The 22,988-nt window shown below is 65.9% G+C and carries 17 protein-coding genes; 13 read left to right on the plus strand and 4 right to left on the minus strand.

Features of this window, described 5'->3' with window-relative positions:
* Positions 1 to 22: 22 nt before the first annotated feature.
* On the minus strand, positions 23 to 847 hold the full coding sequence (locus tag OOB33_RS11375) for a symmetrical bis(5'-nucleosyl)-tetraphosphatase (RefSeq protein WP_271008752.1): 825 nt from the start codon (positions 845 to 847) through the stop codon (positions 23 to 25).
* 105 nt (positions 848 to 952) lie between these two features.
* Here OOB33_RS11375 and OOB33_RS11380 point away from each other — a divergent pair, with 105 nt between their 5' ends.
* The 4 genes from OOB33_RS11380 to OOB33_RS11395 all read left to right on the plus strand — a co-directional run bounded on the left by OOB33_RS11380 (position 953) and on the right by OOB33_RS11395 (position 5,535).
* On the plus strand, positions 953 to 2,251 hold the full coding sequence (locus OOB33_RS11380; protein WP_102767461.1) for a hemolysin family protein: 1,299 nt from the start codon (positions 953 to 955) through the stop codon (positions 2,249 to 2,251).
* Positions 2,252 to 3,001 carry a SapC family protein gene (locus OOB33_RS11385; protein ID WP_271008753.1) on the plus strand — a complete coding sequence of 250 codons (750 nt, stop codon included), beginning with the start codon at positions 2,252 to 2,254 and terminating at the stop codon, positions 2,999 to 3,001.
* Positions 3,002 to 3,157: 156 nt separating this feature from the next.
* Positions 3,158 to 4,594: a lyase family protein gene (locus OOB33_RS11390; RefSeq protein WP_271008754.1), complete on the plus strand. Its 1,437-nt coding sequence runs from the start codon at positions 3,158 to 3,160 to the stop codon at positions 4,592 to 4,594.
* A gap of 260 nt (positions 4,595 to 4,854) precedes the next feature.
* Complete coding sequence (locus OOB33_RS11395) at positions 4,855 to 5,535, plus strand: N-acyl amino acid synthase FeeM domain-containing protein (protein ID WP_271008755.1); 681 nt, start codon at positions 4,855 to 4,857, stop codon at positions 5,533 to 5,535.
* A gap of 15 nt (positions 5,536 to 5,550) precedes the next feature.
* Here the strand turns inward: OOB33_RS11395 and OOB33_RS11400 are convergent, their stop codons facing one another.
* Together OOB33_RS11400 and OOB33_RS11405 are read right to left on the minus strand one after the other, a co-directional pair.
* Positions 5,551 to 6,369, minus strand: a complete 819-nt coding sequence (locus OOB33_RS11400; RefSeq protein WP_102767457.1) for an EAL domain-containing protein — start codon at positions 6,367 to 6,369, stop codon at positions 5,551 to 5,553.
* Between the two features lie 144 nt (positions 6,370 to 6,513).
* Positions 6,514 to 7,353, minus strand: coding sequence for an IclR family transcriptional regulator (locus OOB33_RS11405; protein WP_271008756.1), 840 nt, complete (start codon positions 7,351 to 7,353; stop codon positions 6,514 to 6,516).
* Positions 7,354 to 8,162: 809 nt separating this feature from the next.
* On the opposite strand from OOB33_RS11405, the gene OOB33_RS11410 reads away from it, so the two are divergent.
* The 9 genes from OOB33_RS11410 (at position 8,163) to OOB33_RS11455 (ending at position 22,548) form a co-directional block, all read left to right on the plus strand.
* Positions 8,163 to 9,149: an MBL fold metallo-hydrolase gene (locus tag OOB33_RS11410; RefSeq protein ID WP_271008757.1), complete on the plus strand. Its 987-nt coding sequence runs from the start codon at positions 8,163 to 8,165 to the stop codon at positions 9,147 to 9,149.
* An 11-nt stretch (positions 9,150 to 9,160) separates the two neighbouring features.
* On the plus strand, positions 9,161 to 11,074 hold the full coding sequence (locus OOB33_RS11415; protein WP_333780325.1) for an FAD-dependent monooxygenase: 1,914 nt from the start codon (positions 9,161 to 9,163) through the stop codon (positions 11,072 to 11,074).
* A complete protein-coding gene (hmgA, locus tag OOB33_RS11425) occupies positions 11,071 to 12,360 on the plus strand; it encodes a homogentisate 1,2-dioxygenase (protein ID WP_271008758.1) in 1,290 nt (429 codons plus the stop codon). Before OOB33_RS11415 ends, hmgA begins: the two co-directional genes overlap by 4 nt.
* A gap of 39 nt (positions 12,361 to 12,399) precedes the next feature.
* Positions 12,400 to 13,731, plus strand: a complete 1,332-nt coding sequence (fahA, locus tag OOB33_RS11430) for a fumarylacetoacetase (RefSeq protein WP_271008759.1) — start codon at positions 12,400 to 12,402, stop codon at positions 13,729 to 13,731.
* 921 nt (positions 13,732 to 14,652) lie between these two features.
* The gene (locus tag OOB33_RS11435; protein ID WP_102767342.1) at positions 14,653 to 17,277 is read left to right on the plus strand and encodes a TonB-dependent receptor; all 2,625 of its coding nucleotides are present in this window, start codon (positions 14,653 to 14,655) and stop codon (positions 17,275 to 17,277) included.
* A gap of 176 nt (positions 17,278 to 17,453) precedes the next feature.
* A complete protein-coding gene (gluP, locus tag OOB33_RS11440; RefSeq protein WP_271008760.1) occupies positions 17,454 to 18,818 on the plus strand; it encodes a glucose/galactose MFS transporter in 1,365 nt (454 codons plus the stop codon).
* Between the two features lie 204 nt (positions 18,819 to 19,022).
* A complete protein-coding gene (locus OOB33_RS11445) occupies positions 19,023 to 19,475 on the plus strand; it encodes a BlaI/MecI/CopY family transcriptional regulator (RefSeq protein ID WP_271008761.1) in 453 nt (150 codons plus the stop codon).
* Between the two features lie 32 nt (positions 19,476 to 19,507).
* Positions 19,508 to 21,043 carry a M56 family metallopeptidase gene (locus OOB33_RS11450; RefSeq protein ID WP_271008762.1) on the plus strand — a complete coding sequence of 512 codons (1,536 nt, stop codon included), beginning with the start codon at positions 19,508 to 19,510 and terminating at the stop codon, positions 21,041 to 21,043.
* 281 nt (positions 21,044 to 21,324) lie between these two features.
* Positions 21,325 to 22,548, plus strand: a complete 1,224-nt coding sequence (locus OOB33_RS11455) for a serine hydrolase domain-containing protein (RefSeq protein WP_271008763.1) — start codon at positions 21,325 to 21,327, stop codon at positions 22,546 to 22,548.
* Between the two features lie 82 nt (positions 22,549 to 22,630).
* Here the strand turns inward: OOB33_RS11455 and OOB33_RS11460 are convergent, their stop codons facing one another.
* Positions 22,631 to 22,972 (minus strand): transcription initiation protein, encoded by a 342-nt coding sequence (locus OOB33_RS11460; protein ID WP_271008764.1) that lies wholly within the window; start codon positions 22,970 to 22,972, stop codon positions 22,631 to 22,633.
* Between the last annotated feature and the right edge of the window lie 16 nt (positions 22,973 to 22,988).

Raw genomic sequence — 22,988 nt, forward strand, 5'->3', positions numbered from 1 at the left:
CATTCTAGCTGCAATGTCGGGCTCAGCCCGGCTTCTGAGCCTGCTCGCATTGCACTTGGATCAGTTCCAGGCAGCGGCCATGTTCGACACGGGCGGCGCTGAGTTGGCCGCCCCAGATGCAGCCGGTGTCCAGGGCCAGCAGATCAGGGCGTTGCAGCAGGCCCAGGGTGGACCAGTGGCCAAAGGCGATGGGCTGGCCAGCGCTGCGGCGGCCCGGGGCGTCGAACCAGGGCAGCCAGCCGGGCGGGGCGCTGGCGCTGTCGCCCTTGGTCTTGAGGTCCATGCGGCCCTCGGCGTCGCAAAAGCGCAGTCGGGTCAGGGCGTTGATGATGAGGCGCAGGCGTTCGGGGCCGCGCAGGTCCTCACTCCAGCGGTCGGGCTCGTTGCCGTACATCTGCGGCAGGAACTCGGCCAGGTCCGGGCCGCGCAGCAGGGCTTCCACCTCGGCGGCCAGGCTCAGGGTTTGGGCCACGCTCCAGTCGGGCAGCACGCCGGCATGCACCATCAGCCAACCCTGGGCCTGCACCGCCAGGCGCTGCTGGCGCAGCCAGTCGAGCAGGGCAGGGCGGTCGGGGGCGTCGAGGATGTCGTTCAGAGTGTCGCCCTTGGAGACCTTGCGCGCACCATGCGCCACGGCCAGCAGGTGCAGGTCATGGTTGCCCAGCAAGCAGGTGGCCGCAGCCCCCAGGCCGCTGAGGCGGCGCAGGGTTCTCAGCGAGGCCGGGCCGCGGTTGACCAGGTCGCCGAGAAAGTAGAGTTGGTCGCGCGAGGGCGAGAAATCGATCTTCTTCAGCAGGCGCTCGAGCGCGTCGCAACAGCCCTGCAGGTCTCCAATGAGGTATTTCATTGCGGGATTGTGCTGCCTTCGCTGTCAAACGCTTCTGCTACGCTTGCGGCCTCTTGCAATCGCCCGCGCTCGAATCAGGGTAGACCCTTGGTTGCAGCGCCTTCAATGGATACCGCGCTCGTTCTCTTTCTGATTCTGCTCAACGGCTTGTTTGCGATGTCGGAGATGGCTTTGACGGCCAGCCGCAAGGCGCGTTTGCAAGTGATGGTCGAAAGCGGCGAGGGTGGCGCGCAAGCGGCCATGGACTTGCATGACAACCCGACCAAGTTCCTGTCCACCGTTCAGATCGGTATCACCTCGATCGGTGTGCTCAACGGTATCGTCGGTGAAGCGGCTTTTTCTGGCCCCTTGTCGGCCTGGTTGATTGCCACATTCGAGTTGCCCCAGCGTGCGGCAGAGTTGTCAGCCACCGGCCTGGTGGTGGTGATCCTGACCGTGCTGACCATTGTGTTCGGCGAACTGGTGCCCAAGCGTATCGGTCAGATCTACCCTGAGACGGTGGCTCGCCTGGTCGCGCCGCCCATGAACCTGCTGTCGCTGACGGTGCAGCCGCTGGTGCGTTTGCTGACCTTTTTCACCGAAACCACCTTGGGGCTGATCGGCCTGCGTGGCCGCGCCCAGCGCGGCGTGACCGAAGAGGAAATTGCCGCCAGCCTGGAAGAGGGTCTGGACGCCGGCGTGATCGAGGAGCATGAGCACCAGATGGTGCGCAATGTCTTCCGCCTGGATGAGCGCGAGATCGGCTCGATGATGATTCCGCGCGCCGAAATCGCCTGGCTTGACGCCGACGATTCGCCCGAGCAGGTGCTGGCCGTGCTGCGCGCTCATGGCTACAGCCGCTACCCGGTCTGCCGTGGCGACCTCAGCGAGGTGCTGGGTGTGGTGTCGGCCCAGGCGCTGCTGCAGCGTGCCCTCAGCGGCGAGGAGCTGGCCTTGGTGCAGGATCTGGAGCAGCCGGTGTTTGTGCCGGAGACGCTCTCGGGCATGGAGTTGCTGGAGCACTTCCGGGCCTCGGACGCGCCCCTGGTGTTTGTGGTGGATGAATACGGCGAGGTGCAGGGCGTGATCTCTGTGCGCGACGTGCTGGAAGCGATCGCGGGCGAGTTCAATGCGCCCGGTGATGGTGATGCCTGGGCGGTGCAACGCGAGGACGGGAGCTGGCTGCTTGATGGCCTGATCCCCGTGCCCGAGCTGAAAGACCGCCTGGAGCTCAAGGAACTGCCCGAAGAAGACCGTGGGCGCTACAACACCCTGGCCGGCATGATCATGCTGTTGCTGGGGCGCTTGCCGCGCACGGCCGATGTGGTGGAGTGGAACGCCTGGAGATTCGAGGTCGTGGACCTCGATGGCAAGCGTGTGGACAAAGTGCTGGTCAGTCGACTGGCAGTAGATGGAGAAGAGTAAATGAGTACACCCCCGCTGTATGGGAATCTGGTGCCCCTGGACCGCGAGGCCCACAAGAAGCTGCGTCTGAAGACGGACCTGTCGACCGTGGAGCGCGTGGTCGGCCAGAACTCGCTGTTCCTGGCAGCGGTCGAGTTCGCCGAAGCCTGCAAGGAATACCCGATCGTGTTCGTGCGCGTCGGCGAAACTCCCACCGACGGCTCCAAGCAAGCCGTGGCGCCGCTGGCCGTGCTGGGCCTGAAGCCGGCCACCAATCTGTTCATCAAGGACGGCAAGTGGACCGGCAACTACGTGCCGGCCTTCCTGCGCCGCTACCCCTTCGCCATGGCCCGTCTGGACCAGAACGAAGAGCAGATCGCCCTGTGCTTTGACAGCGAATGGCCCGGTTTCTCCGAGACTGAAGGCAACTCCCTGTTTGCCGAAGACGGCCAGCCGACCGAGTTCCTGCTGAACGCCAAGAACTTCCTGGAAAGCTTCGAGCAAGAGTCCGAGCGCACCCGCGCCATCTGCGCCCACTTGGTGGAGCTGGACCTGTTGCGCGACATGCGCTTCGAAGCCACCCTGGGCAATGGCGAAAAGCTGGATGTTGAAGGCTTCATGGCCGTGGACGAGCAAAAGCTTGCCGAGCTGGCCGATGACAAGGTCGTGCAACTGCACCGCAACGGCCTGCTGGCCCTGCTGGAGATGCACCGCGTATCCATGGGCAATATGAGCCGCCTGGCGGTTCAGCACACCAGCGCCGCCGCCTGAGACTTGCAAGGTCTTCGACCGGCCTGACGGCCAGCCTGCACTGACTGGCCGCCGCTGCAGCTCCTGACAAACCCGCTGCGGGTTTGCAGGAGCTGTTTTCTTTTGGGGCCCTGGCTACGATGCGGCCACACAAAAATCCTTCCGGGCTTGTAGTCGATGTCGGTCTTGGTGTTTGAAGGCTTTTTGTCCACCCCTGAGATGCTGGCTCTGTTGGAGCCGGCCAGCGTGGTGCAGCGATTGATGGATTTCGAGGCGGCCCTCGCGCGCGCGCAGGGGCGCTGCGGCGTCATTCCCTTGCCGGCGGCGCAGGCGATAGCCAGCCTCTGCCGGGTCGAGTTGTATGACGTGCCGGCCCTGATCCAGGCCAGCGTGCCAGCGGGCAGCCTGGCCCTGCCTGTGGTGCAGAAGCTGGCGGAAACCGTGGGCTTGTTCGACCCCGTGGCCGCCGGCTATGTGCACTGGGGCAGCACCAGCCAGGACATGGTGGATAGCGCCATGGCCCTGCTGCTGCGCCGCAGCCTGGGGCTGATCGAAGACGATCTGCTGCAGCTGCTCGGCCATTTGCTGGATCTGGCCGAGGCGCACCCGGCCGTGCCGGTGCTGGCGCGCACCTTGATGCAGCCGGCCCAGGTCAGCAGCCTGCGCCATCGCTTGCTCAACTGGATACAACCCCTGCTGCGCAGCGCCCAGGCCTTGCGTGAGACGGCCGATGCTGCCTTGCAGCTGCAGTACGGCGGCGCGGTAGGCACCCTGGGCATGTTGGGCGATCAGGCCGAGGCGGTGAGTGCCGCGCTCGCGGCCGAGCTCAAGCTGCCACAGGCGGCCATGCCCTGGCACACCCAGCGGGACCGCATGGTGCGCCTGGGCGCGGAGCTGGGCATTCTGTGCGGGGCCCTGGGCAAGCTGGCGCGCGATCTGGCCTGGCTGTGCCAGCCGGAGATTGCCGAGATGGCCGAGCGTCAGCCCGAACCCGGCAGCCCGGCCACAGCCAATGCCAGCGAGCCTGGCCGCGGCTTCAAGCGCTGCGCCAGCAGCGTCATGCCGCACAAGAACAACCCCGTGGCCTTGCTGCGTGCCCTGGCCGCAGCCGAGCGCGCGCCTCAGCGCGTGGCCGGCCTGCTGGCCAGCATGCCGCAGGAGCTGGAGCGCGGTCTGGGCGGCTGGCATGCGGAGCTGGCCGAGATGAGCGGCCTGCTTCTGCATGCGCATGGCGCCACCCGAGCCTTGGCTCAGGGCGCGCAGGGATTGCGCGTCTTTCCGGGCCGCATGCGGGAGCAGATCGAGGCGCAGCAGGAGCTGGTGTTCGCCGAAGCGTTGACGCTGTGCTTGATTCCTGTGATGGGTCGCGAGCCCGCACACCGCTTGGTGGAGCAGCTGTGCCACCAGGTGGCGCCCGGTGGCGACGGGCTGTTGGCCCTGGCGCAATCTCGATGCCAGGAGGATGTGCGCTTGCGCGGCCGTATCGACGCCGGCACGCTGGCGGCGCATTTCAACATTGATGCCGCCGCGGCCCAGGCCGATCGACGCCTGGATGCGGTGCTGGTGGCGGCGCGTCAGCACTGGGCGGCCTTGTCTGACCACCCTCATTGGTGAAACCGCGCGCGGCGCCAGCTGCGCACGGACCTGGCAGCTCGGACTCAAGCGGCCGCCTCGCCAGCGCTGGGGCGGCCTGGCGGGCCGCATGAGCTGGATGCTGGGCCGGTGTCAGAAAGTAAGTGCATGAGATTGGTGTAAGTCCCGTGCTTGGCTGTGAATTTTTCGCATTCGAGCTCATTAGACTGGCGCCTCGCTGGTTCCCGGCCTCGATGTCCGAGTGCTGGATCCAGATGGTTGACGACCTGAGAGCAGTACAGATGACGGCCATCGAGACATGCACGGACTTGAGCCCGGCCTGGGCGGGCGCATTGCGCCTGGACACCGTGCGCCATGACAGCTCGCGCCTGAGTGCTTGCAGCCTGGTGGCCCGGCGTTATGCCGAGCGCGGCTATTTGTGCCAGGACCTGAGTACCCACAGCGAAGGTGGCGCCACCATCTGCTCGGCCTTTCAGGGCGTCAATACCGTGGGCACCATCGCGGTGCGCCTGGACAGCGCCGAGGTGGGTCTGGCGGCCGATCGCGTATTCCCTGAGGAATTGGCCGCCTTGCGGGCGAGTGGCGCCAATCTGTGCGAGTTCGGACGTCTGGCACTGGATCATCAAGTCAGCGACAACAAGCAGCTGCTGGCGCATCTGTTTCACCTGGCTTATCTGCATGCCCATCGCCTGGCGGCCTGCGATCTGCTGGTGATCGAGGTCAACCCGCGCCATGTGCCGTTCTACAAACGCATGCTGGGCTTTGAGGCGCGCTCGGAGGCGCGCCTGAACCCGCGCGTGCAGGCGCCGGCCGTGCTGATGAGTCTGGATCTGCTTCATGCCCGCGAGCAGATCGCGCGTCTGGGCGGCCAGCCCGAGCGGGTGGTCGAGACGCGCTCGCTGTATCCCTGCTTCTACGGCGAGGCCGAGGAAGCGGCCCTGCTGCGCAAGCTGCGTAACTGAGATTTCGAGCGGCGCTCAGCGCAGCAGCGCCTCGATCTCATCAGCCGGCACCAGCCGTTGGAACGCTGGCCGCGCGAACAGATAGCCCTGCATCAGGCGCGCGCCTTGCTGCCAGAGCCAGTCGCGCTCGGCGAGTGTTTCCACGCCTTCGGCAATCACCTGCACGCCCATTTCTCGGCACAGGTCCAGCACGGCTTTGATGATGTGCTGGCGCGGGCGGTGGCTGTCGACGTCGCGCAGCAAGCCCATGTCCAGCTTGATCAGGTCGGGCTGGAAGTCGGCCAGCAAGGCCAGGCCGGCGTAGCCGGCGCCGAAGTCGTCGATCGCGTTGAGGAAGCCAATGCGGCGGTACTCGCTCATCACTTCTGCATACCAACGGCCGTCGCCGACCCGCTCGCCCTCGGTGGTTTCAAAAATGATGCGCTCCAGCGGCAGGCCCTGGCTGCGCGCCGCGGCCAGGGTGGTGCGGATGCAGGCCTCGGGCCGGTAGACGGCATTGGGTAGGAAATTGATCGACAGCCGCGTCTCGGGCAGCTCGCCCAGGCCCAGGCGCACGGCGTCCTTGATGGCCTTGACGCGGCAGGCCTGGTCGAAGCGATAACGGTTGTGATCGGTGACCTGGGCCAGCACGCAGCCGGCCGATTCACCATTCGGCCCGCGCACCAGGGCTTCGTAGGCATAGATGCTGCCAACGCGCAGGTCGACGATGGGCTGAAAGGCGTAACTGAACTCAAAACCCAGCTGCCGTCCCTCGCCCTGGCAGCCATCGCAGGCGGCCTCATCCAAATCACCGAAATGGGTGGCCGATATGGGGAAGGAAGTGCTTTCGCTCATAAAGCCTCGTGGGGGAGCGGATCGCCGCGGCGACCCATCGTCAATCGGCTTGCCACTCGCTGAAACCGCCCGAGCCGTGGTTCAGGGCGCACCAGCCATGGTAGCGAGAACCGGGGGATGTTCGGGTGCTCCTTGTCGTATGCGTCAGGTGCTGACTGAGCCGCTTGCTCGTGACCCCAGCTGGCGAGAGATGTCTTCGGCCGCGCGCCTCAGGCTGCGCGCGGGCAGGCCATCTGCCGCGAGACTGAAGCTGCGGCTGGGGCCAATGGCGGTGAGGCTCAGGACCATGCGGCCTTGGTCGTCGAACACCGGTGCGGCGAGGGCGCTGACGCCTGCCACCACTGCGTCTTGCGCGCGGGCCAGGCCGGCTTCGCGGATCAGCGCCAATTCCGCCTGCATCTCGGCCAGGCCCGGGCTGGGCGTGGCCTCAGGCTCCAGATCCAGCGCGGCCTGCACCTGCGCCTCCGGCAGATGGGCGGCAAAGAGCAGGCCCGAGGCCGTGCCGCGCAAACTCATCACCGTGCCATGGCGCATGCTGATGTGCACGGGGCTGGGCGCCTCGGCCACCCGCACGATGGTGGGCCCGCGGTTGCCCCAGACGGCGATGGCCACGGTCAGGTTCAGCGCCTGGGCCAGTTCCTCAATCCGAGGCGTGGCCAGGCGCACCGGGTCATACTGCTGCAAGCTGATCAGCCCCAGTTGCAGGGCCAGCGGCCCGAGGCCGTAGCGGCCACTGAGTGCCTCCTGCTCCACCAGGCCCAGCTTGATGAAGCTGACCAGGTAGGGGTGAGCTTTGGCCGGCGCCATCCCGGCCTCGCGCGCCAGATCTTTCAAAGCCAGCGGCCGGCCGTGGTGGGCGAGGGCGGTCAGCAACTGCCCGCCAACCTCGATGCTCTGGATGCCGCGCGGGCCGCGCTCGGGGGCGGTTTCGAGCGTGTCGCTGCTGTCGTTGTCGTTGGGTGCGTTTTTTCGGTGCGAGGCCATGGCGGCAGATTAGAACCGAAGCGCGGGAGAGCTCGGAAGCGACGCTTCCTGTTGAGCAAGTGGCGCGTATCGGCGCATTGCGGACTTCCACTGTCTTGATTGATCGTTCTCGCTGCGGTGTCTCGTCCCGCCGCCGGGCTCATGGTTCGCGGGTCGTCTCTACGAGCCGACTCCCCTCGCTGCTCACTGCGCGGCTCAGCGGCGCCAAACTCCCTCCGTTCGCTGCGCTCACTGTGGTCAAACAGTGGCGCCGAGTCAGCGCTTGAAGCGCGTGGGACCACGCGCCTGAGCCGCTCCGCTGCGCCCTCGGCCCCTCACAAATCGCCCGTCGGCGGGCCGAGCCACCTCCGGAGGTGGCGTGTTCCACCGTTGGTGAGGCAGATCGATCGCCATGCAAGCGCCCTGCAGCCCGTGCCGCTGCCGGGCGATTTGTGAGGGGCCGAGCAGCACAGCGCCTCGGGGCGCGCGCGTACCCGCGCGCTTCAAGTTCTGACTTGGCGCTTCTGTCTGAACGAAGCGAACGCAGGGAGCGAAGTGAGTTATGCGCCAGCCCCGAGGCGCGAGCAGCGCAGGGAAGTCGGCCCGGCAGGGCCGACCCCGGAACCATGAGCCCGGTGGCGGCGCGGGATGCAGGGCCTCACGAGCAAAACCCCACGGCTGCTCTGTGGCGAATCTTGCCCATCATGAATTTGATTTGCGGTTGCTGAATTTGTTAAATATAGACAAATTCATTTGACTTTGGTTAAATCGAGGCCTGCCGCTTTGTGCTGTTCCGGCGCCTGCGATGGCCCCTCAACGAGAGCTTTGTCATGAGCCACCCGAATCCGACGAGCCCCAAGACTTTCGCTTCGCAAGCCGATCTGGAGGTTAAGAAGGTCAGCTTTGACCAGCTGTCGCCGCATGCCTACGCCTACACGGCCGAGGGCGACCCGAACACCGGCATCGTCATCGGCGATGACGCGGTCATGGTGATCGACACCCAGGCCACGCCGGTGATGGCGCAGGATGTGATCCGTCGCATCCGTGAAGTGACGGACAAGCCCATCAAGTACGTGCTGCTCAGCCACTACCACGCGGTGCGGGTGCTGGGCGCCAGCGCCTACCGGGCCGAGGGCTGCGAGCAGGTCATTGCCAGCCAGGACACCTACGATCTCATCGTCGAGCGCGGCGAGCAGGACAAGGCCAGCGAGATCGGTCGCTTCCCGCGCCTCTTCAATGCCGTGGAGTCGGTGCCACCGGGCCTGACCTGGCCGACCCTGACCTTCACCGGCAAGATGACGCTCTGGCTGGGCAAGCTGGAAGTGCAGATCCTGCAGCTGGGCCGCGGCCACACCAAGGGCGATACGGTGGTCTGGCTGCCGCAGGACCGGGTGCTGTTCTCGGGCGATCTGGTCGAGTTCGATGCCACGCCCTATGCCGGCGACGCTTACTTCCAGGATTGGCCCGCCACCCTCGACCGCCTGGCCGCGCTCAACCCGGCCAAGCTGGTGCCGGGCCGCGGCGCCGCGCTGCAAACGCCCGAGCAGGTGCAGGCCGGCCTGAACGGCACACGCGCCTTTGTCAGCGAGCTGTACGAGAGCGTCAAGGCCGGCGCCGCCGCAGGCCTGGACCTCAACGCGGTCTACCGCGAGACCTATGCCCGCTTGGCTGAGCGTTATGGCCACTGGGTGATCTTTGCGCATTGCATGCCCTTCGATGTGACCCGGGCGTTTGATGAGGCCAGCGGCCACGCCGACCCGCGCATCTGGACGGCCGAACGCGATGTGGCCATGTGGAAGGCGCTGGAAGGCGTCTGAGGCTCAAGCCCATGCGCGATCCCTACGTCTACCCGCAGTACGAGGCGCGCATCAGCGCCGACGAACTGCATTGGCGCGCCACCGGCGAGGCGGTACGCCGCCCGGTGGTGATCGTCGGCGCCGGGCCGGTGGGGCTGAGCTTGGCGCTCGATTGCGCGGCGCGCGGGCTGGCCGTCGTGCTGCTGGACGACAACAACAGCGTCAGCATCGGCTCACGCGCGGTCTGCTATGCCAAACGCACGCTGGAGATCTGGTCGCGCCTGGGCCTGGCCCAGGATCTGGTGGCTCAGGGCGTGAGTTGGCGTTTGGGCCGTGTCTTCCATGGCGAGGGCCTGGCCTACGAGTTCGACCTGTTGCCCCAGGCCGGCCATGAGCAGCCGGCCATGATCAATCTGCAGCAGTACCACCTGGAAGAGCGACTGGTGGCTGCCTGCATGGCCGAGCCGCTGATTGATCTGCGCTGGAAGCACAAGCTGCTGGCGCTGGCTAAAGAGGCTGGGGACGCCAGCGAGGAGGGCGGCCCGCTGCGCCTGCGCATCGAATCGCCTGCAGGGGAGTTTGAGCTGCTCGCCGACTGGCTGTTGGCCTGCGACGGCGCCAGCAGCGATGTCCGCCGCATGGTGGGCGCGGAGTTCAGCGGCAAGGCCTTTCAGGACCGCTTCCTGATCGCCGATGTGCACATCCCCGAGGCCCAGGGCTTCCCGACCGAGCGGCGCTTCTGGTTCGACCCACCGTTCCACCCCGGCCAATCGGTGCTGCTGCACCGCCAGAGCCGCAATATCTGGCGCATCGATTTCCAACTTGGCTGGCAGGCCGACCCCGAGCAGGCACGCCAGCCCGAGAACGTGCAACGCCTGGTGCGTGCCATGCTGGGCCCCGAGGTTCCCTTTGAGCTGGAATGGGTCTCGGTTTACCAGTTCGCCTGCCGCCGCATCGACCGCTTCTGCCATGGCCGCGTGCTGTTCGCCGGCGATGCCGCGCACCAGGTCTCGCCCTTCGGCGCACGCGGCGCCAACAGCGGCGTGCAGGATGCCGACAACCTGGCCTGGAAGCTGGCCGCCGTGCTGCAAGGCCGTGCGCCTGAAGCCCTGCTGGACAGCTACCACCTCGAGCGGGCCGCCGCCGCCGACGACAACCTGCGCCAGTCCACCCGCTCGACCGATTTCATCACCCCCAAGACCGCCACCTCGCTGCAGCTGCGCAATGCCGTGCTGGAGCTGGCCCGGCGCGAGCCCTTGGCCCGCCCTCTGGTCAACAGTGGCCGGCTGTCCATGCCCACGGCTTATCGCGATTCGCCGCTGAACACGGCCGATGCGCCGGGTGCGTTCGAGGCCGGTCCGGCACCGGGTGAGCCCGTGCCCGATGCGCCGGTGCACTGCGCCGGCCAGGCCAGCTGGCTGCTGCGCGAGTTGCACCGTGTGGGGGCGGGCTTTGTGCTCCTGAGCTTCGGCGCGGTGGCCGCGACAGGGGTGCCGGCTGAGTGTCATGCGCTCGTGGTGGGCGAGGACCTGATCGACGCTGAGGGCCTGCTGGCCGCCCGACTGGACGCCCGACCCGGCACCGTCTACCTGATCCGCCCCGACCAAGTGGTGGCGGCACGCTGGCGCAACTTCGACGCGGCGGCTGTGGCGCAGGCCCTGGACCGCGCCCTGGCGCGCAGCCCCGCGCCTGCACCGATTGCGTCACCCGCTGCGTCGACCGCGACTTTGAAACGCCAACCCCATCTGCAAGACCCCGACGGTTTTTACGAACACCTGATCGCCGCCCAGAGTGATCTGGACGAGGGCCAGGCCCAGCGCTTTCTGGCCAAGCTGAGCCTGATCCTGGCCAACCAGATCGGCGACAGCGCGCTGCTGCGCCAGGCGATCGACCTGGCTCGCGAACCCGAATCTCCGACTTTGACTTCCATCGATTCCGCACCATGAGTGAAGCCCTGAACTACCAAGCCGGTTTCGGCAACCAGCACGTCACCGAGGCCGTGGCCGGCAGCGTGCCGGTGGGCCGCAACAGCCCGCAGCAGGTGGCCCATGGCCTCTATGCCGAGCTGCTTTCGGGCGCGGCCTTCACCGCGCCGCGTGCCGAGAACCTGCGCACCTGGATGTACCGCCGCCAGCCCTCCGTAGTGGTGGGCAGTTATCAGCCCCTGAGTCATGACTTCCTCAAGACCGGCGCGGCTGAGGGCCAGGCTGCTCCGCCGGACCCGCTGCGTTGGGCGCCGACCGCCATCCCCGAGGCTCGCACCGATTTCGTCGCCGGCCTGCGCACCCTGGTCGTCAACGGCGACCCCGATGCGCAACTGGGCATGGCTGCTCATCTCTACTTGGCCAATGCCTCGATGGAGCGCAGCGCTTTCGTCAACGCCGACGGCGAGCTGCTGATCGTGCCGCAGCAGGGCGCCCTGCGCATCACCACCGAGCTCGGCCGCCTGGACGTGAAGCCGGGCGAGATTGCGCTGATTCCACGCGGTCTGGCTTTCAAGGTGGCAGTGGACGGCCCCTCGCGCGGCTATATCTGCGAGAACTACGGCGCGCCCTTCCGCCTGCCGGAGCTGGGTCCGATCGGCTCCAACGGCCTGGCCAATCCGCGCGACTTCCTGGCCCCGGTGGCGCATTTCGAAGCCGAGGCCGGCGCCTACGAGATCATCAAGAAGTTCGGCGGCAAGCTCTGGCGCGCCGAGCAGGGGCACACGCCCTTCAATGTGGTGGCCTGGCATGGCAATCTGACGCCCTACAAGTACGACACCGCGCATTTCATGACCATCGGCTCGATCAGCTTCGACCACCCGGACCCGAGCATCTTCACCGTGCTGACCTCGCCCAGCGACACCGCCGGCTGGGCCAATGTGGACTTTGTGATCTTCCCGCCGCGCTGGATGGTGGCCGAGGACACTTTCCGCCCGCCCTGGTACCACCGCAATGTCATGAGCGAGTTCATGGGCCTGGTGCTGGGCCAATACGACGCCAAGCCCGAGGGCTTCAAGCCCGGCGGCTCCAGCCTGCACAATGCCTACGTGCCGCATGGCCCGGACACCGAAGCCTTTGCCAAGGCCAGCAGCGTGGACCTGGCGCCGCACAAGCTGGACCACACCCTGGCCTTCATGTTCGAGACCCGCTGGCGCCTGCTGCCCACCGAGTTCGCCCTGAACGGTGGCGCGCTGGAAACCAGTTATGCCCAGTGCTGGAGCGGCTTGCAAGACCGTTTCAGCGCCTGAACCGACTGCAGCAATATTGACCGATAGTTTGAGAACCCCATGAGCTTGATCGACCACACCCACAGCCCCAGCGCCCAGTCCTGGGTGGACAGCGCCAACGCGGCCGACACCGATTTCCCGATCCAGAACCTGCCCTACGGCCTGTTCCGCCGCGCCGGCAGCAATGAGAGCGCCCGCGTCGGCGTGGCCATCGGTGACCAGATCCTCGATCTGCGCCTGGCCGCCGCCGCCGGCAAGTGGAGCAGCAGCGTGCAGGTGCTGCTGCAGCCCCTGGCCGATGGCAATCTGAATGCCTTCATGGGCCAGCCCTCGGCCGCGCGCCTGGAGCTGCGCCATGCCTTGTTCGATGCGCTGCTGGCCGGCTCCAAGCAAGAGGCCGCCCTGCGCGCCTGCCTGCTGGCCCAGGCCGAGGCGCAGATGGCCGTGCCTTGCCGCATCGGCGACTACACCGACTTCTACACCGGCATCCACCACGCCACCACGGTGGGCAAGCTGTTCCGCCCGGACAACCCGCTGCTGCCCAATTACAAATGGGTGCCCATCGGCTACCACGGCCGCAGCTCGTCCATCGGTGTGAGCGGCGGCACGGTGCGCCGCCCGCTGGGCCAGCTGAAAAGCCCCGATGCTGAAGTGCCGGTGTTGGCCGCCTGCAAGCGCCTGGACTATGAGCTGGAGCTGGGCGTCTTTGTGGCCAGCGGCAATGAGTTGGGCACCCCCATCCCGATGGAGCAGGCCGACGAGCACCTGTTCGGCGTGACCCTGCTCAACGACTGGTCGGCCCGCGATGTGCAGGCCTGGGAATACCAGCCGCTCGGCCCCTTCCTGGCCAAGAGCTTCGCCACCACCATCTCGCCTTGGATCGTGACCATGGAGGCGCTGGAGCCTTTCCGCGTGCCCTTCTCACATCCGGCCGAAGACCCGCAACCGCTGGCTTACATCGATTCACCGCGCAATCGCAGCGAAGGCGGCTATGCGATCGAACTCGAGGTTTGGATCCAGACCGAGAAGATGCGCGCCGCCGGCGAGCCCGCCACGCGCCTGATGCGCTCCAACTTCAAGCACGCCTACTGGACCCTGGCTCAGATGCTGACCCACCACGCCAGCAATGGCTGCAATCTGCAGCCGGGCGACTTGATGGGCACGGGCACCCAGTCCGGCCCCGATGCTGCGGAAGGCGGCTCGCTGCTGGAGCTGTCCCTGGGCGGCAAGCAAGCCCTGACCCTGCCCAATGGCGAGACGCGCACCTTCTTGCAAGATGGCGACACCATCAGCCTGCGCGGCTATGCCGAAACCAGCAACCTGGCAGGCGGCGCCCGCCGCATCGGCTTCGGCGACTGCAGCGCCACCATCGTGTCCGCGCCGCAGCTCTGATCGATACGGCCTGAACTCAGATGGCGCCGCAAGGCGCCATTTCTTTGCGGGTGCTGCGAGAGCCCGAAACCTGTGTTTGGTGGTCTGGAGTCGGCACATTGCGAACCTTCGTTGTGCTCGTCGTTCTCGCTGCGGTGACTCGGCCCGCCGCCGGGCTCATGGTTCGCGGGTCGACTCTTCGAGCCGACTGCCCTCGATGCTCACTCCACGGCTCAGCGGCGCCAAACTCCCTCCGTTCGCTGCGCTCACTGTGGTCAAACAGTGGCGCCGAGTCAGAGCTTGATGCGCGTGGTTACACGCGCCTGAGCCGCTCCGCTGTGCCCTCGGCCGCGCACAAATCGCCCGTCGGCGGGCCAAGCCACCTCCGAAGTAGGCGTTCTCCACCGACGAGGGGCACGTCGACCGCGATGCAAGCGCCCTGCAGCCCGTGCCGCTGCCGGGCGATTTGTGAAGGGCCGAGCAGCACAGCGCCTCGGGGCGCGCGCGTACCCGCGCGCTTCAAGTTCTGACTTGGCGCTTCTGTTTGAACGAAGCGAACGCAGTGAGCGGAGTGAGTTATGCGCCAGCCCCGAGGTGCGAGCAGCGCAGGGAAGTCGGCCCGTCAGGGCCGACCCCGGAACCATGAGCCCGGCAGCGGCACGGGCTGCAGGGCCTCACGAGAAAAATCAGCGCCTGCTCTGTGCCGGTCGCAGCCCTTGAAACCTAGGGTATCCCCGCGCCTATGTCTTGCATCAGCCCTTGCTTTGTAAGACCGGTGCAATGAAGTCCTGCAAAACGCAACGTGCTGATCTGGTGCTGCGTCGGGCCGCTAAATTGCCGAGGTCGAAGCATGGGCCTGCCCGGCTTGCTGCGCTTTCATCGCAGCGGACTGATTCAACTTCATCAAGCAAGACGCAAAAGAAACTCTCGGAGACCTGTTCCATGAACCAGCCCTTGTCGTTCCAGAAGAAACTGCTGCCCCAACTGATCAGCGCTGTGATTGGCACGCTGGCCTTGCAAGCTGCCCATGCGGCAGATGAGCCGGCCAAGACCAATGAGCTGGAGAAGGTGGAGATCCGCGGTATCCGCGCCACGCTGAACAAGAACCTCGTGGAGAAGCGCGAGAACTCCAGCATCGTCGATTCGATTTCGGCCGAGGATGTGGGCAAGTTCCCTGACAAGAACGTGGCCGATTCGCTGCAGCGCGTGCCGGGCATCTCGGTGGACCGCAGCTGGGGCGAGGGCAAGGCCATCTTCGTGCGCGGCACGGACAAGAACCTCAACATGACCCAGCTCAACGGCCAGGCCGTGTCGAGCTCGGAGTGGTGGCTGAATGAAGCCCAGACCCGTAGCTTCAACTACGACGTGTTGCCGTCTGAAATCGTCGGCAGCCTCGATGTCTACAAGAGCCCCTCGGCCGATCTGGATGAAGGCAGCATCGGCGGTCTGGTCATCGTCAAGACCCGCAAGCCCTTGGCCTTCAAGGATGCGCTGACCCTGCAAGCCTCGGCCGAGGCCATCTACAGCCAGCTGCCGGGCAAGACCGATCCGCAGGCCTCCGGTTTGTTGAACTGGAAGAGCGCCGACAAGACCTTCGGTGTGATGCTGGCTCTGAGCAAGCAAACCCGAACCATGCGCCGCGATGGCCTGGAGATGTTCGATGACGGCAAGTACGAGGTCCAGCCGGTCGACAAGAACAATGTGCCCACCGGCGCGGCCTCGACCAAGGCCTATGCCGCATGGGGTGGCGGCTCGGCCATCTTCCGCCAGGATCGCGATCGAACCACCGGCAACCTGGCCCTGCAGTTCCAGCCCAACCAGCAGACCGACATTGTCCTGAATTACATGAATTCGGACATGAAGATGGACAACAGCAACCAGAACTACCTCTGGCAGGCCAGCGGTCAGGCGGTGGATGGTGTCATCAAGGTTCAGAACCCCAGCTTCATCACCACCTCGGACGGCACCAAGGCCCTGGTCGGCGGCTCGATCGGCCCCACCAATGTGTCCTTTGAGCCCATCTACCGCGAGTCCTATGTGAAGGCCAAGGTGCTCGATCTGGACGGTACCTTCCGCACGGATCGCTGGACCTTCCACGGCCAGGCAGGTACCACCTCGTCCGAAGGCGGTAGCCGCCATGACCGGCATTTCTGGATGGAAGGCAATGCCACGGCCACCATCGACATGGGCCTGGACAAGTACGGCGTCAAGTACGACATGGACCCGCTGAGCTACAAGGGCCTGGTGCTCAAGCCCGGCGGCGGCACCAGCGATCGCGTTCGCCGCATGGAGAGCAAGGAGAACTATCTGCAGGGTGATGTGACCCTGGATGTGGACAATGGGTTCATCACCACCGTCAAGTTCGGTGGCAAGCACCGCGACAGCACGCAGCAGAATTTCCGCAGCCAGGGCACGGCCAACGGCGCCGCCGCCAGTTGGCAAAACCTGACCCTGGGCGATCTCTCCACCGGCCCATCGCCCCAGCTGAGCCAGGCCGCTGCTTCGCCCGGTGCGCTGACCCAGTATCTGTGGTTTGATGATGCGCTGGTGGCCAGCAAGGCCATTCCCATGTTCGACAAGAACATGACGTACGCCGATGTGCTGAACGAGCATTACAAGATCAAGGAAAAGATCTCGGCCGCCTATGTCAAGGCAGACTTCTCCAGCGGCAAGTGGCGCGGTGATTTTGGCGTCCGCTTCGTCAAGACCCAGCAGACCTCGAACGGTTTTGCCCAGGCGGCCGACAAGACCTTCAAGCCGATCAGCCAGGACAACAACTACACCGACACCTTGCCCAGCCTGAACGTCGCGTACTCGCTGCAGAAGGACCTGATCCTGCGTGGCGCCATCTCCAAAGCCATGGCACGCCAGACTTTCGACGTGCTCAACCCGGGCCTGACCCGCGACGGCACCGTGCTGACCAAGGCCAAGGCCGGCAACCCGCTGCTCAAGCCCATCCATTCCAACCAGGCCGAGCTGGGCGCCGAGTGGTACTTCGAAGAAGGCTCGCTGCTCTCGGGCACGGTCTTCATCAAGAAGCTGGACACCTTCAACTACACCGACACCAAGCAGGAAACCATCAACGGCGAGGTGCTCAATGTCTCGCGCCCCTTGAATGCCGACAACGGTGCCGACATCAAGGGCTTCGAGCTGCAGTGGCAACAGGCCTTCGGCCGCAGCGGCTTCGGCGCCACGGCCAACTACACCTTCACCGATGCGAAGGCGGGTGCTGTGGCCGGCCAGCCGCGCCTGCAGGTCGTGGGCAATTCGCGTGACCAGTACAACGCCAGCGTGTACTACGAGCGCGATGGCATCAGCGCCCGTGTGTCCTACAACTACCGTTCCAAGTCTTACGGTGGTACGAAGATGGGCGGTCAGGAAGTCAACAGCGCTTACGGCCAGTGGGATGCCTCGGCCAGCTGGGACATCACGCCCAAGGTCTCGCTGTTTGCCTCGGCGGTCAACCTGGGCAACGAGCTGGTGCGCAGCAATACCAGTGATGGCCTGCCCTTGGGCGTGTACGAGAACGGCCGCCGCTTCGGCATCGGTCTGCGCGCCAAGTTCTGACGGGCGTCGAACGCGCCTGAGCGTGCCCGCTCTGCCGGGCGGGCATGCTGGGGCCGTCGCAACGGGCCTCCCACCTTCAGCGGAGGGAGGCCTGTTGCCTTGTGGGCGGCCCTCGACGGGCGGCTTGATGCGGGGCGAAAGCGCCCGCAGCCTCTTGTGATCACCTGGATACCTTCATGAACCAGCAGCAGACCTCATCCGCCTCCCGCGCCGGCTCCACTGCCAGCAGCGTGGTTCTGGCCATGCTTTTCATCGGCCTGATGTTCTTCATCCTCGGCTTCGTCACCTGGCTCAATGGCTCGCTGATCCCTTTCCTCAAGATTGTTTGCGAGCTCAACAATTTCCAGGCGCTCTGGGTCACCTTTGCCTTCTACATCGCCTACACCGTGATGGCGCTGCCCTCGGCCGCCATCCTGGCGCGCACCGGCTACAAGCGCGGCATGACGCTGAGCTTGGCGGTCATGGCTGTGGGCGCCTTGCTCTTCATCCCGGCCGCCAAGGTCGGCCATTACGGGCTCTTCCTGTTGGCGCTGTTCACGCTGGCCTCGGGCATGACGCTGATGCAGACGGCCATCAACCCCTACATCGTCTGCATCGGCGCGCGCGAGAGCGCGGCCATGCGCATCAGCATCATGGGCTTGTTCAACAAGGGCGCCGGCATCGTCGTGCCCCTGGTGTTCTCGGCCCTGATTCTGTCCGGCTTTGACCAGAAGGCTGCGGTCGATCTGGCCGCCCTGGAGCCCGCCGCACGCGCCCTGGCCCGCGCTGAGCTGGCCTCGCGCCTGATCACGCCCTATCTGGTGATGGCAGCTGCGCTGCTGGTGTTCACCGCTGTCATCCATTTCTCCTCACTGGCCGAACCCGATCTGGACGACGCAGGCGACAGTGCGCCGGTGCGCCTGGGTGAGGTGTTTCGCTTCCCGCAGGTGGTGCTGGGTGCCTTGAGCCTGTTCGTCTACGTGGGTGTCGAGGTGATCGCTGGCGACACCATCGGCCTGTACGGCCAGCAGCTGGGGGTGGCGAACTATGCCGTGTTGACCAGCTACACCATGGCCGCCATGGTGATGGGTTACCTGGCCGGTGTGCTCTTGATCCCGCGTTTCATCTCGCAGAAGACGGCCTTGCAGGCCTCGGCTGCGCTGGGGGTGCTGCTGTCTGCTGCAGTTGCTCTGAGTTCCAGCCAGGACAGCGGGCTTTCACAGTTGTTGCTGGGCTGGGCTGGCGTGCCGGCCGTGCCCAACACCGTGTTCTGTCTGGCGGCTTTGGGCCTGGCCAATGCCTTGGTCTGGCCAGCCGTCTGGCCTCTGGCCTTGCAAGACCTGGGCCGTCACACCGCCAGCGGCTCGGCCTTGCTGATCATGGGCATCGCCGGCGGCGCCCTGTTGCCCATGGCCTACGGCCATTTTGCGGACGCCAGTGGCCCGCAAAGTGCCTATTGGGTGATGCTGCCGTGCTATGTGTTCATCCTGTTCTACGCCACCCTCGGCCACAAGCTGCGGCACTGGGGAGATGGGTCAGAGCGCGCGCTCAAGCGCGCCTGATCGAGCGCGGCGGAGTGCTTTTCAGCCGGAACGAGGGGCGAGTCGTATCGACACCGCCCCTTTTCATTGGCCCGGGCGCGTCCCTCTGCGGACTCCAGCGGGTTCCATGGTCTGGAGCCGAGTTGCGTTTCAGTACTAAAGAATTAGTTGTAAGGATGACGTCTTTGAGTCAGAATGAAACTAATTAATTAGTAGGAGCGCTTCATGGCCCGCCCCAAGTCCACCGAACTGACCCCCGCAGAGCAGCGCATCATGCAGGTCCTCTGGCGCGGGCGTGCCATGACGGTGCGCGAGATTGCGGCGGAGCTGTCGACTGAGCATGAGCTCGCCTACACCACGGTTCAGACCCTGTGCCGCATCCTGCTGGACAAGGGGCATGTCAGCTGCGAGAAGCAGGGCAAGGCCTTTGTCTACCAGGCGCTCACGGTGCAGCAAGAAGCCCGAAGCCAGGCCTTGCTGGGCTTGTTGAAGAAGTTTTTTGGCGGCTCGCCGACCTTGCTGGCCCAGCATCTGCTGAACCAGGAGGCCTTGTCACCTGAGGTGGCCGGTCAGTTGCAGGCCCAGATCGATCGGGCTGCAGCGCAAGCCGCGGCGCAGGATCCCAATGCAGCCACCGCGGCCCAGCCTCAGCTCCACGCCAAACGCCCCCGCGGCTGAGGCCGCAACACAAGGCGGCGAGGAGGCACGCGATGGATGCCACGGGCTGGGGTCTGTATGTCTTGTTGCACGGCTTGTTGAGCCTGGCGCTGCTGCCCATCTTGGGGTGGAGCCGCCGGCTCCAGGGTCGCGTGTCGCCAGGCGGCATGCTCGGTCTGTGGTGGCTTTGGGCCGGGGCCCTGTTCCTGCTGCCCTTGCTGATGTTGCAGCCTTGGGCCATGGATCGGCAATTGCTGCCCTGGTTTCATGCCAGTGTGCAGCCCTTGGGCGCTACGTCTTCAGCGCTTCCAGGGCCAGAGGCGGCTCTGGACCCCTTGGCCCCGCTCGCGATCAGCTGGCCTTTGAGTTCCGAGCTCCTGGCGAGGCTGGCTCCGCCGACCTGGATGTGGTGGCTGCTGCCGATGGTGAGTGCCTTCAAGGCCGTGCGGCTGGGGCAAAGCTATCGCCGGACTCGCGCACTGCGCCAGCAGGCCCTGATTTGGAAGGAGGCGCCGGCAGGCTGCCCTGTGCCTGTGCGGGTTCACCCCGGCGTGGACAGCGCCATGCTGGTGGGGCTGCGTCAGCCGGAAATCCTGCTACCAAGCGCCTACCTCCAGCATCTGAATGCCGCGCAGCTGGCCCTGATCGTGCAGCATGAGCTCTGCCATCAGCAGCAGGGTGATCTGCGCCAGCATGTGCTCCAGCAAGCCTTGAGCTGCCTGTTCTGGTGGAGCCCGGCCTGGCGGATCGCGGCGCAAGAGCTGAGTCGCTGGCGCGAGCTTCGTTGTGATGCCCTGGTCAGCCGCCAACAGGCGCAGCCGCATCGCTACGCACAAACGCTTCTGGATTGCGCTCTGCTGCAGCAGAAGCAGCCGGGGGATCGGGGACCGGGGCGCGCGCTGGCTCAGCGCTGGTGGCATGCGCCACTGCTTGCCTTGCGCATTGACGCAGTGCTGCGGCAGGAACAGCGCCCGCAGTGGCTGTGGCAGGGCGGGCTGCTGGCGCTGCTGCTCTTGGGCAGCAGCCTGTTTTTGACCCAGCATTTGCAGCTGGCTGACCTGCCGGCTCGCCATGCGCAGGTGAGCGTCAGCGAGCTGGGCCGATTGAGCGTGCTGCTGGAGCGCGTGGCGAGCCAGGATGTGCCGGGAGTGCAATCACTGCTGGCCGAGGGCGCGCCCTTGAATCTGGCCCGGCCTGGCGACGGAACGCCGCTGATGATGGCGGTACGCCGCCAGTCCCTCGCGTTGGTGGAACTGTTGCTCAAGGCTGGTGCCGACGCCAATATCAGCAGCCGGGGCGACGGCAATGCGCTGATCCTGGCTGCTCAGGGTGGCCAGCTGTCCATCGCCCAGCGCCTGCTGGACGCCGGTGCCGATGTCAATGCCGCCGTGCTGGGCGATGAAACGCCTTTGATCCAGGCCGCACGGCGGGGCGACCTGGCCATGGCCCAGTTGCTCCTGGCGCATGGCGCCCTGATCAATCTGCAGGTGCAGACCCCGATGTCCGATGGTCGGGTCTGGCGTTCGGCCCTGAACCAAGCGTCGACGCCCGCCATGCGCGAGCTGCTCTTGCAGCGAGGAGCACGCTGATGCTGCTGCTACCCCGCGTCCGAGGCCCCTGACTCCGGGCTGTGTCGGGCCGCGCAGGCATGCGCGGCGCTCCCGACCTTTGCCTCCCCGTCCTGTTCATCACCCTCGCGCAGCTTCGTGAGGCCGCCCATGGTGCCGCCGGCCGCCAGGGAGGTCTGCTGCCCAGTGTTCCGCCTTGGCGCCGCGCCCTTTGTTGTTGTTCTGTCGACCCGGCCGCATTTTCCTGAGTACTCAACGTTCTCCTCAGTCTTCTCTTCTCTTCAACCCTCAAGGAACCCGTGATGCTGAAATTCAAACTCCGAAGCCTGGGCCTGCTGCTCTGTGTCGGCCTCAGTGGCTGCCAGCTGTTCCCTCGGGCGCTGCCTGTCCCTGCCGAGGCACCGCAGCAGTCCGAGGCCTATCAGCCGCAGTTCGCAAAGAGCGCGACCGAGGCCGCCCAAGCGCTCGCGCAAGCGCGCACACAGCAGCGCTGGCCCGCCTTCACGGCGGCGGTGTCCTGGCGAGGCGATCTGGTCTGGGCGGCGGCGAGCGGCTATGCCGATCTGGAGCGCCAGGCGCCGGCCACGATTGAAACCCAGTTTCGCGTCGGCAGCACCTCCAAGGCCGTGACCGCCACCGCCATGGCCCGGGCCGTGACTCGATCCGAGCTGACCATGGACACCCCGATTGGGCAGTACAAGGCCGATCTGCCCAACCCTGCCTGGCAAGCGATGACCCTGCGTCAGCTCATGTCTCATACCGCGGGGATGCCGGCTTATGCCGAGAACACCGACTGGTCAGGCAAGCTGCAAAGCTGGCTCAAGTGGCGGCGCTACACCGATGTGAATGAGGCCTTGGGCTTGTTTGACGACGCCCGGCTGCTCTCCGCCCCCGGGCAACGCTTCCACTACAGCTCCTTCGGCACGGTCCTGGCCAGTGCCGTCTTGCAGAGCGCCACCGCTCAGCCCTTTCTGTCCTATCTTCATGCCCAGGTCAGCGAGCCCTTGGGCCTGAGCTCGCTCGCAGCGGCAGAGCAGCCACATGAGCAGCAAGCGCGCTTCTATGAGACCCGCGGCGGCGTGGCGCGCCTGCACCGGCCGGTCGATCTGAGCCAGAAATGGGCCGGAGGCGGCCTGGCGGCCAGTTCGGTGGATCTGGCGAAGCTGGGCGCCGCCTGGTTGCGCCCGTCCTTCATTGCAACGCCGGTTCGGCAGGATTTCTGGACGCCCCAGCGACTGGCCGATGGGCGCGAGAACGAGCAGTCCTACGCCTTGGGTTGGCGCCACTCCAACTTGCAGCACCTGTACTGCGACCGAGCCCATCCGCTCCAATCCGCCGTCAGTTATGTGCATCACGGCGGTGTGTCCGATGGCGCGCAAAGCTTGCTGATCATCTATCCGCAGTGGGACCTGGTCGTGGCCGCAAATATCAACACCCAAACGGCGGACTGGTGCGACTTCGCCCGCGAGGTCAGTCAGCTGACCAAGCCCTTCCTGCGTCAGCTCGCACCTGATTTGCTGAACTGAAGGCCCGGGGCCGGTCCTGATCTGCTGCCCCGCACGGTGTTTGGCCAAGGCGCCGCTGTCGGGCGAGACGCGGCAAGCGGGTTCAGGACTCCGGGTCGAACATGAAGACCCGCAGCTCCTGCTCGCAGCGGCAGGCGGCAGCCAGGCGCGCCGCCCAGGTCAGCGCGGCCTCACGCGAGGGCAGCTCCAGCACCGCAAAGCCACCGTCCAGCGTCGGGCTCGTGCTGCCCGCGCCTTCTCGAACCGAGCCATCGCCCGCCACCCGCAGCGGCGCCACGGCCGCGTCAATCCCACCTGCGAACACATACACCCCCGCTGCCTTGGCCTCACGAATCACGGCATGGGCGGCCTCGGCCACCGCCGGCAACTCCTCGGCGGGCACGACCATGGCTGCGGCAGGGAAGGAGATCAGGTAGTTGCTCATGGGGCGCTTTCCTTGC

It is taken from the genome of Paucibacter sp. B51 (assembly GCF_027863535.1).
In the GTDB taxonomy this organism is placed as follows: Bacteria; Pseudomonadota; Gammaproteobacteria; order Burkholderiales; family Burkholderiaceae_C; genus Paucibacter_A; species Paucibacter_A aquatilis.

What these genes read in the sequence shown, in the direction of transcription:
- OOB33_RS11375 (WP_271008752.1), bottom strand. Translation starts at nt 847, where the DNA reads ATGAAATACCTCATTGGAGACCTGCAGGGCTGTTGCGACGCGCTCGAG.
- OOB33_RS11380 (WP_102767461.1), top strand. Translation starts at nt 953, where the DNA reads ATGGATACCGCGCTCGTTCTCTTTCTGATTCTGCTCAACGGCTTGTTT.
- OOB33_RS11385 (WP_271008753.1), top strand. Translation starts at nt 2,252, where the DNA reads ATGAGTACACCCCCGCTGTATGGGAATCTGGTGCCCCTGGACCGCGAG.
- OOB33_RS11390 (WP_271008754.1), top strand. Translation starts at nt 3,158, where the DNA reads ATGTCGGTCTTGGTGTTTGAAGGCTTTTTGTCCACCCCTGAGATGCTG.
- OOB33_RS11395 (WP_271008755.1), top strand. Translation starts at nt 4,855, where the DNA reads ATGACGGCCATCGAGACATGCACGGACTTGAGCCCGGCCTGGGCGGGC.
- OOB33_RS11400 (WP_102767457.1), bottom strand. Translation starts at nt 6,369, where the DNA reads ATGAGCGAAAGCACTTCCTTCCCCATATCGGCCACCCATTTCGGTGAT.
- OOB33_RS11405 (WP_271008756.1), bottom strand. Translation starts at nt 7,353, where the DNA reads ATGGCCTCGCACCGAAAAAACGCACCCAACGACAACGACAGCAGCGAC.
- OOB33_RS11410 (WP_271008757.1), top strand. Translation starts at nt 8,163, where the DNA reads ATGAGCCACCCGAATCCGACGAGCCCCAAGACTTTCGCTTCGCAAGCC.
- OOB33_RS11415 (WP_333780325.1), top strand. Translation starts at nt 9,161, where the DNA reads ATGCGCGATCCCTACGTCTACCCGCAGTACGAGGCGCGCATCAGCGCC.
- hmgA (WP_271008758.1), top strand. Translation starts at nt 11,071, where the DNA reads ATGAGTGAAGCCCTGAACTACCAAGCCGGTTTCGGCAACCAGCACGTC.
- fahA (WP_271008759.1), top strand. Translation starts at nt 12,400, where the DNA reads ATGAGCTTGATCGACCACACCCACAGCCCCAGCGCCCAGTCCTGGGTG.
- OOB33_RS11435 (WP_102767342.1), top strand. Translation starts at nt 14,653, where the DNA reads ATGAACCAGCCCTTGTCGTTCCAGAAGAAACTGCTGCCCCAACTGATC.
- gluP (WP_271008760.1), top strand. Translation starts at nt 17,454, where the DNA reads ATGAACCAGCAGCAGACCTCATCCGCCTCCCGCGCCGGCTCCACTGCC.
- OOB33_RS11445 (WP_271008761.1), top strand. Translation starts at nt 19,023, where the DNA reads ATGGCCCGCCCCAAGTCCACCGAACTGACCCCCGCAGAGCAGCGCATC.
- OOB33_RS11450 (WP_271008762.1), top strand. Translation starts at nt 19,508, where the DNA reads ATGGATGCCACGGGCTGGGGTCTGTATGTCTTGTTGCACGGCTTGTTG.
- OOB33_RS11455 (WP_271008763.1), top strand. Translation starts at nt 21,325, where the DNA reads ATGCTGAAATTCAAACTCCGAAGCCTGGGCCTGCTGCTCTGTGTCGGC.
- OOB33_RS11460 (WP_271008764.1), bottom strand. Translation starts at nt 22,972, where the DNA reads ATGAGCAACTACCTGATCTCCTTCCCTGCCGCAGCCATGGTCGTGCCC.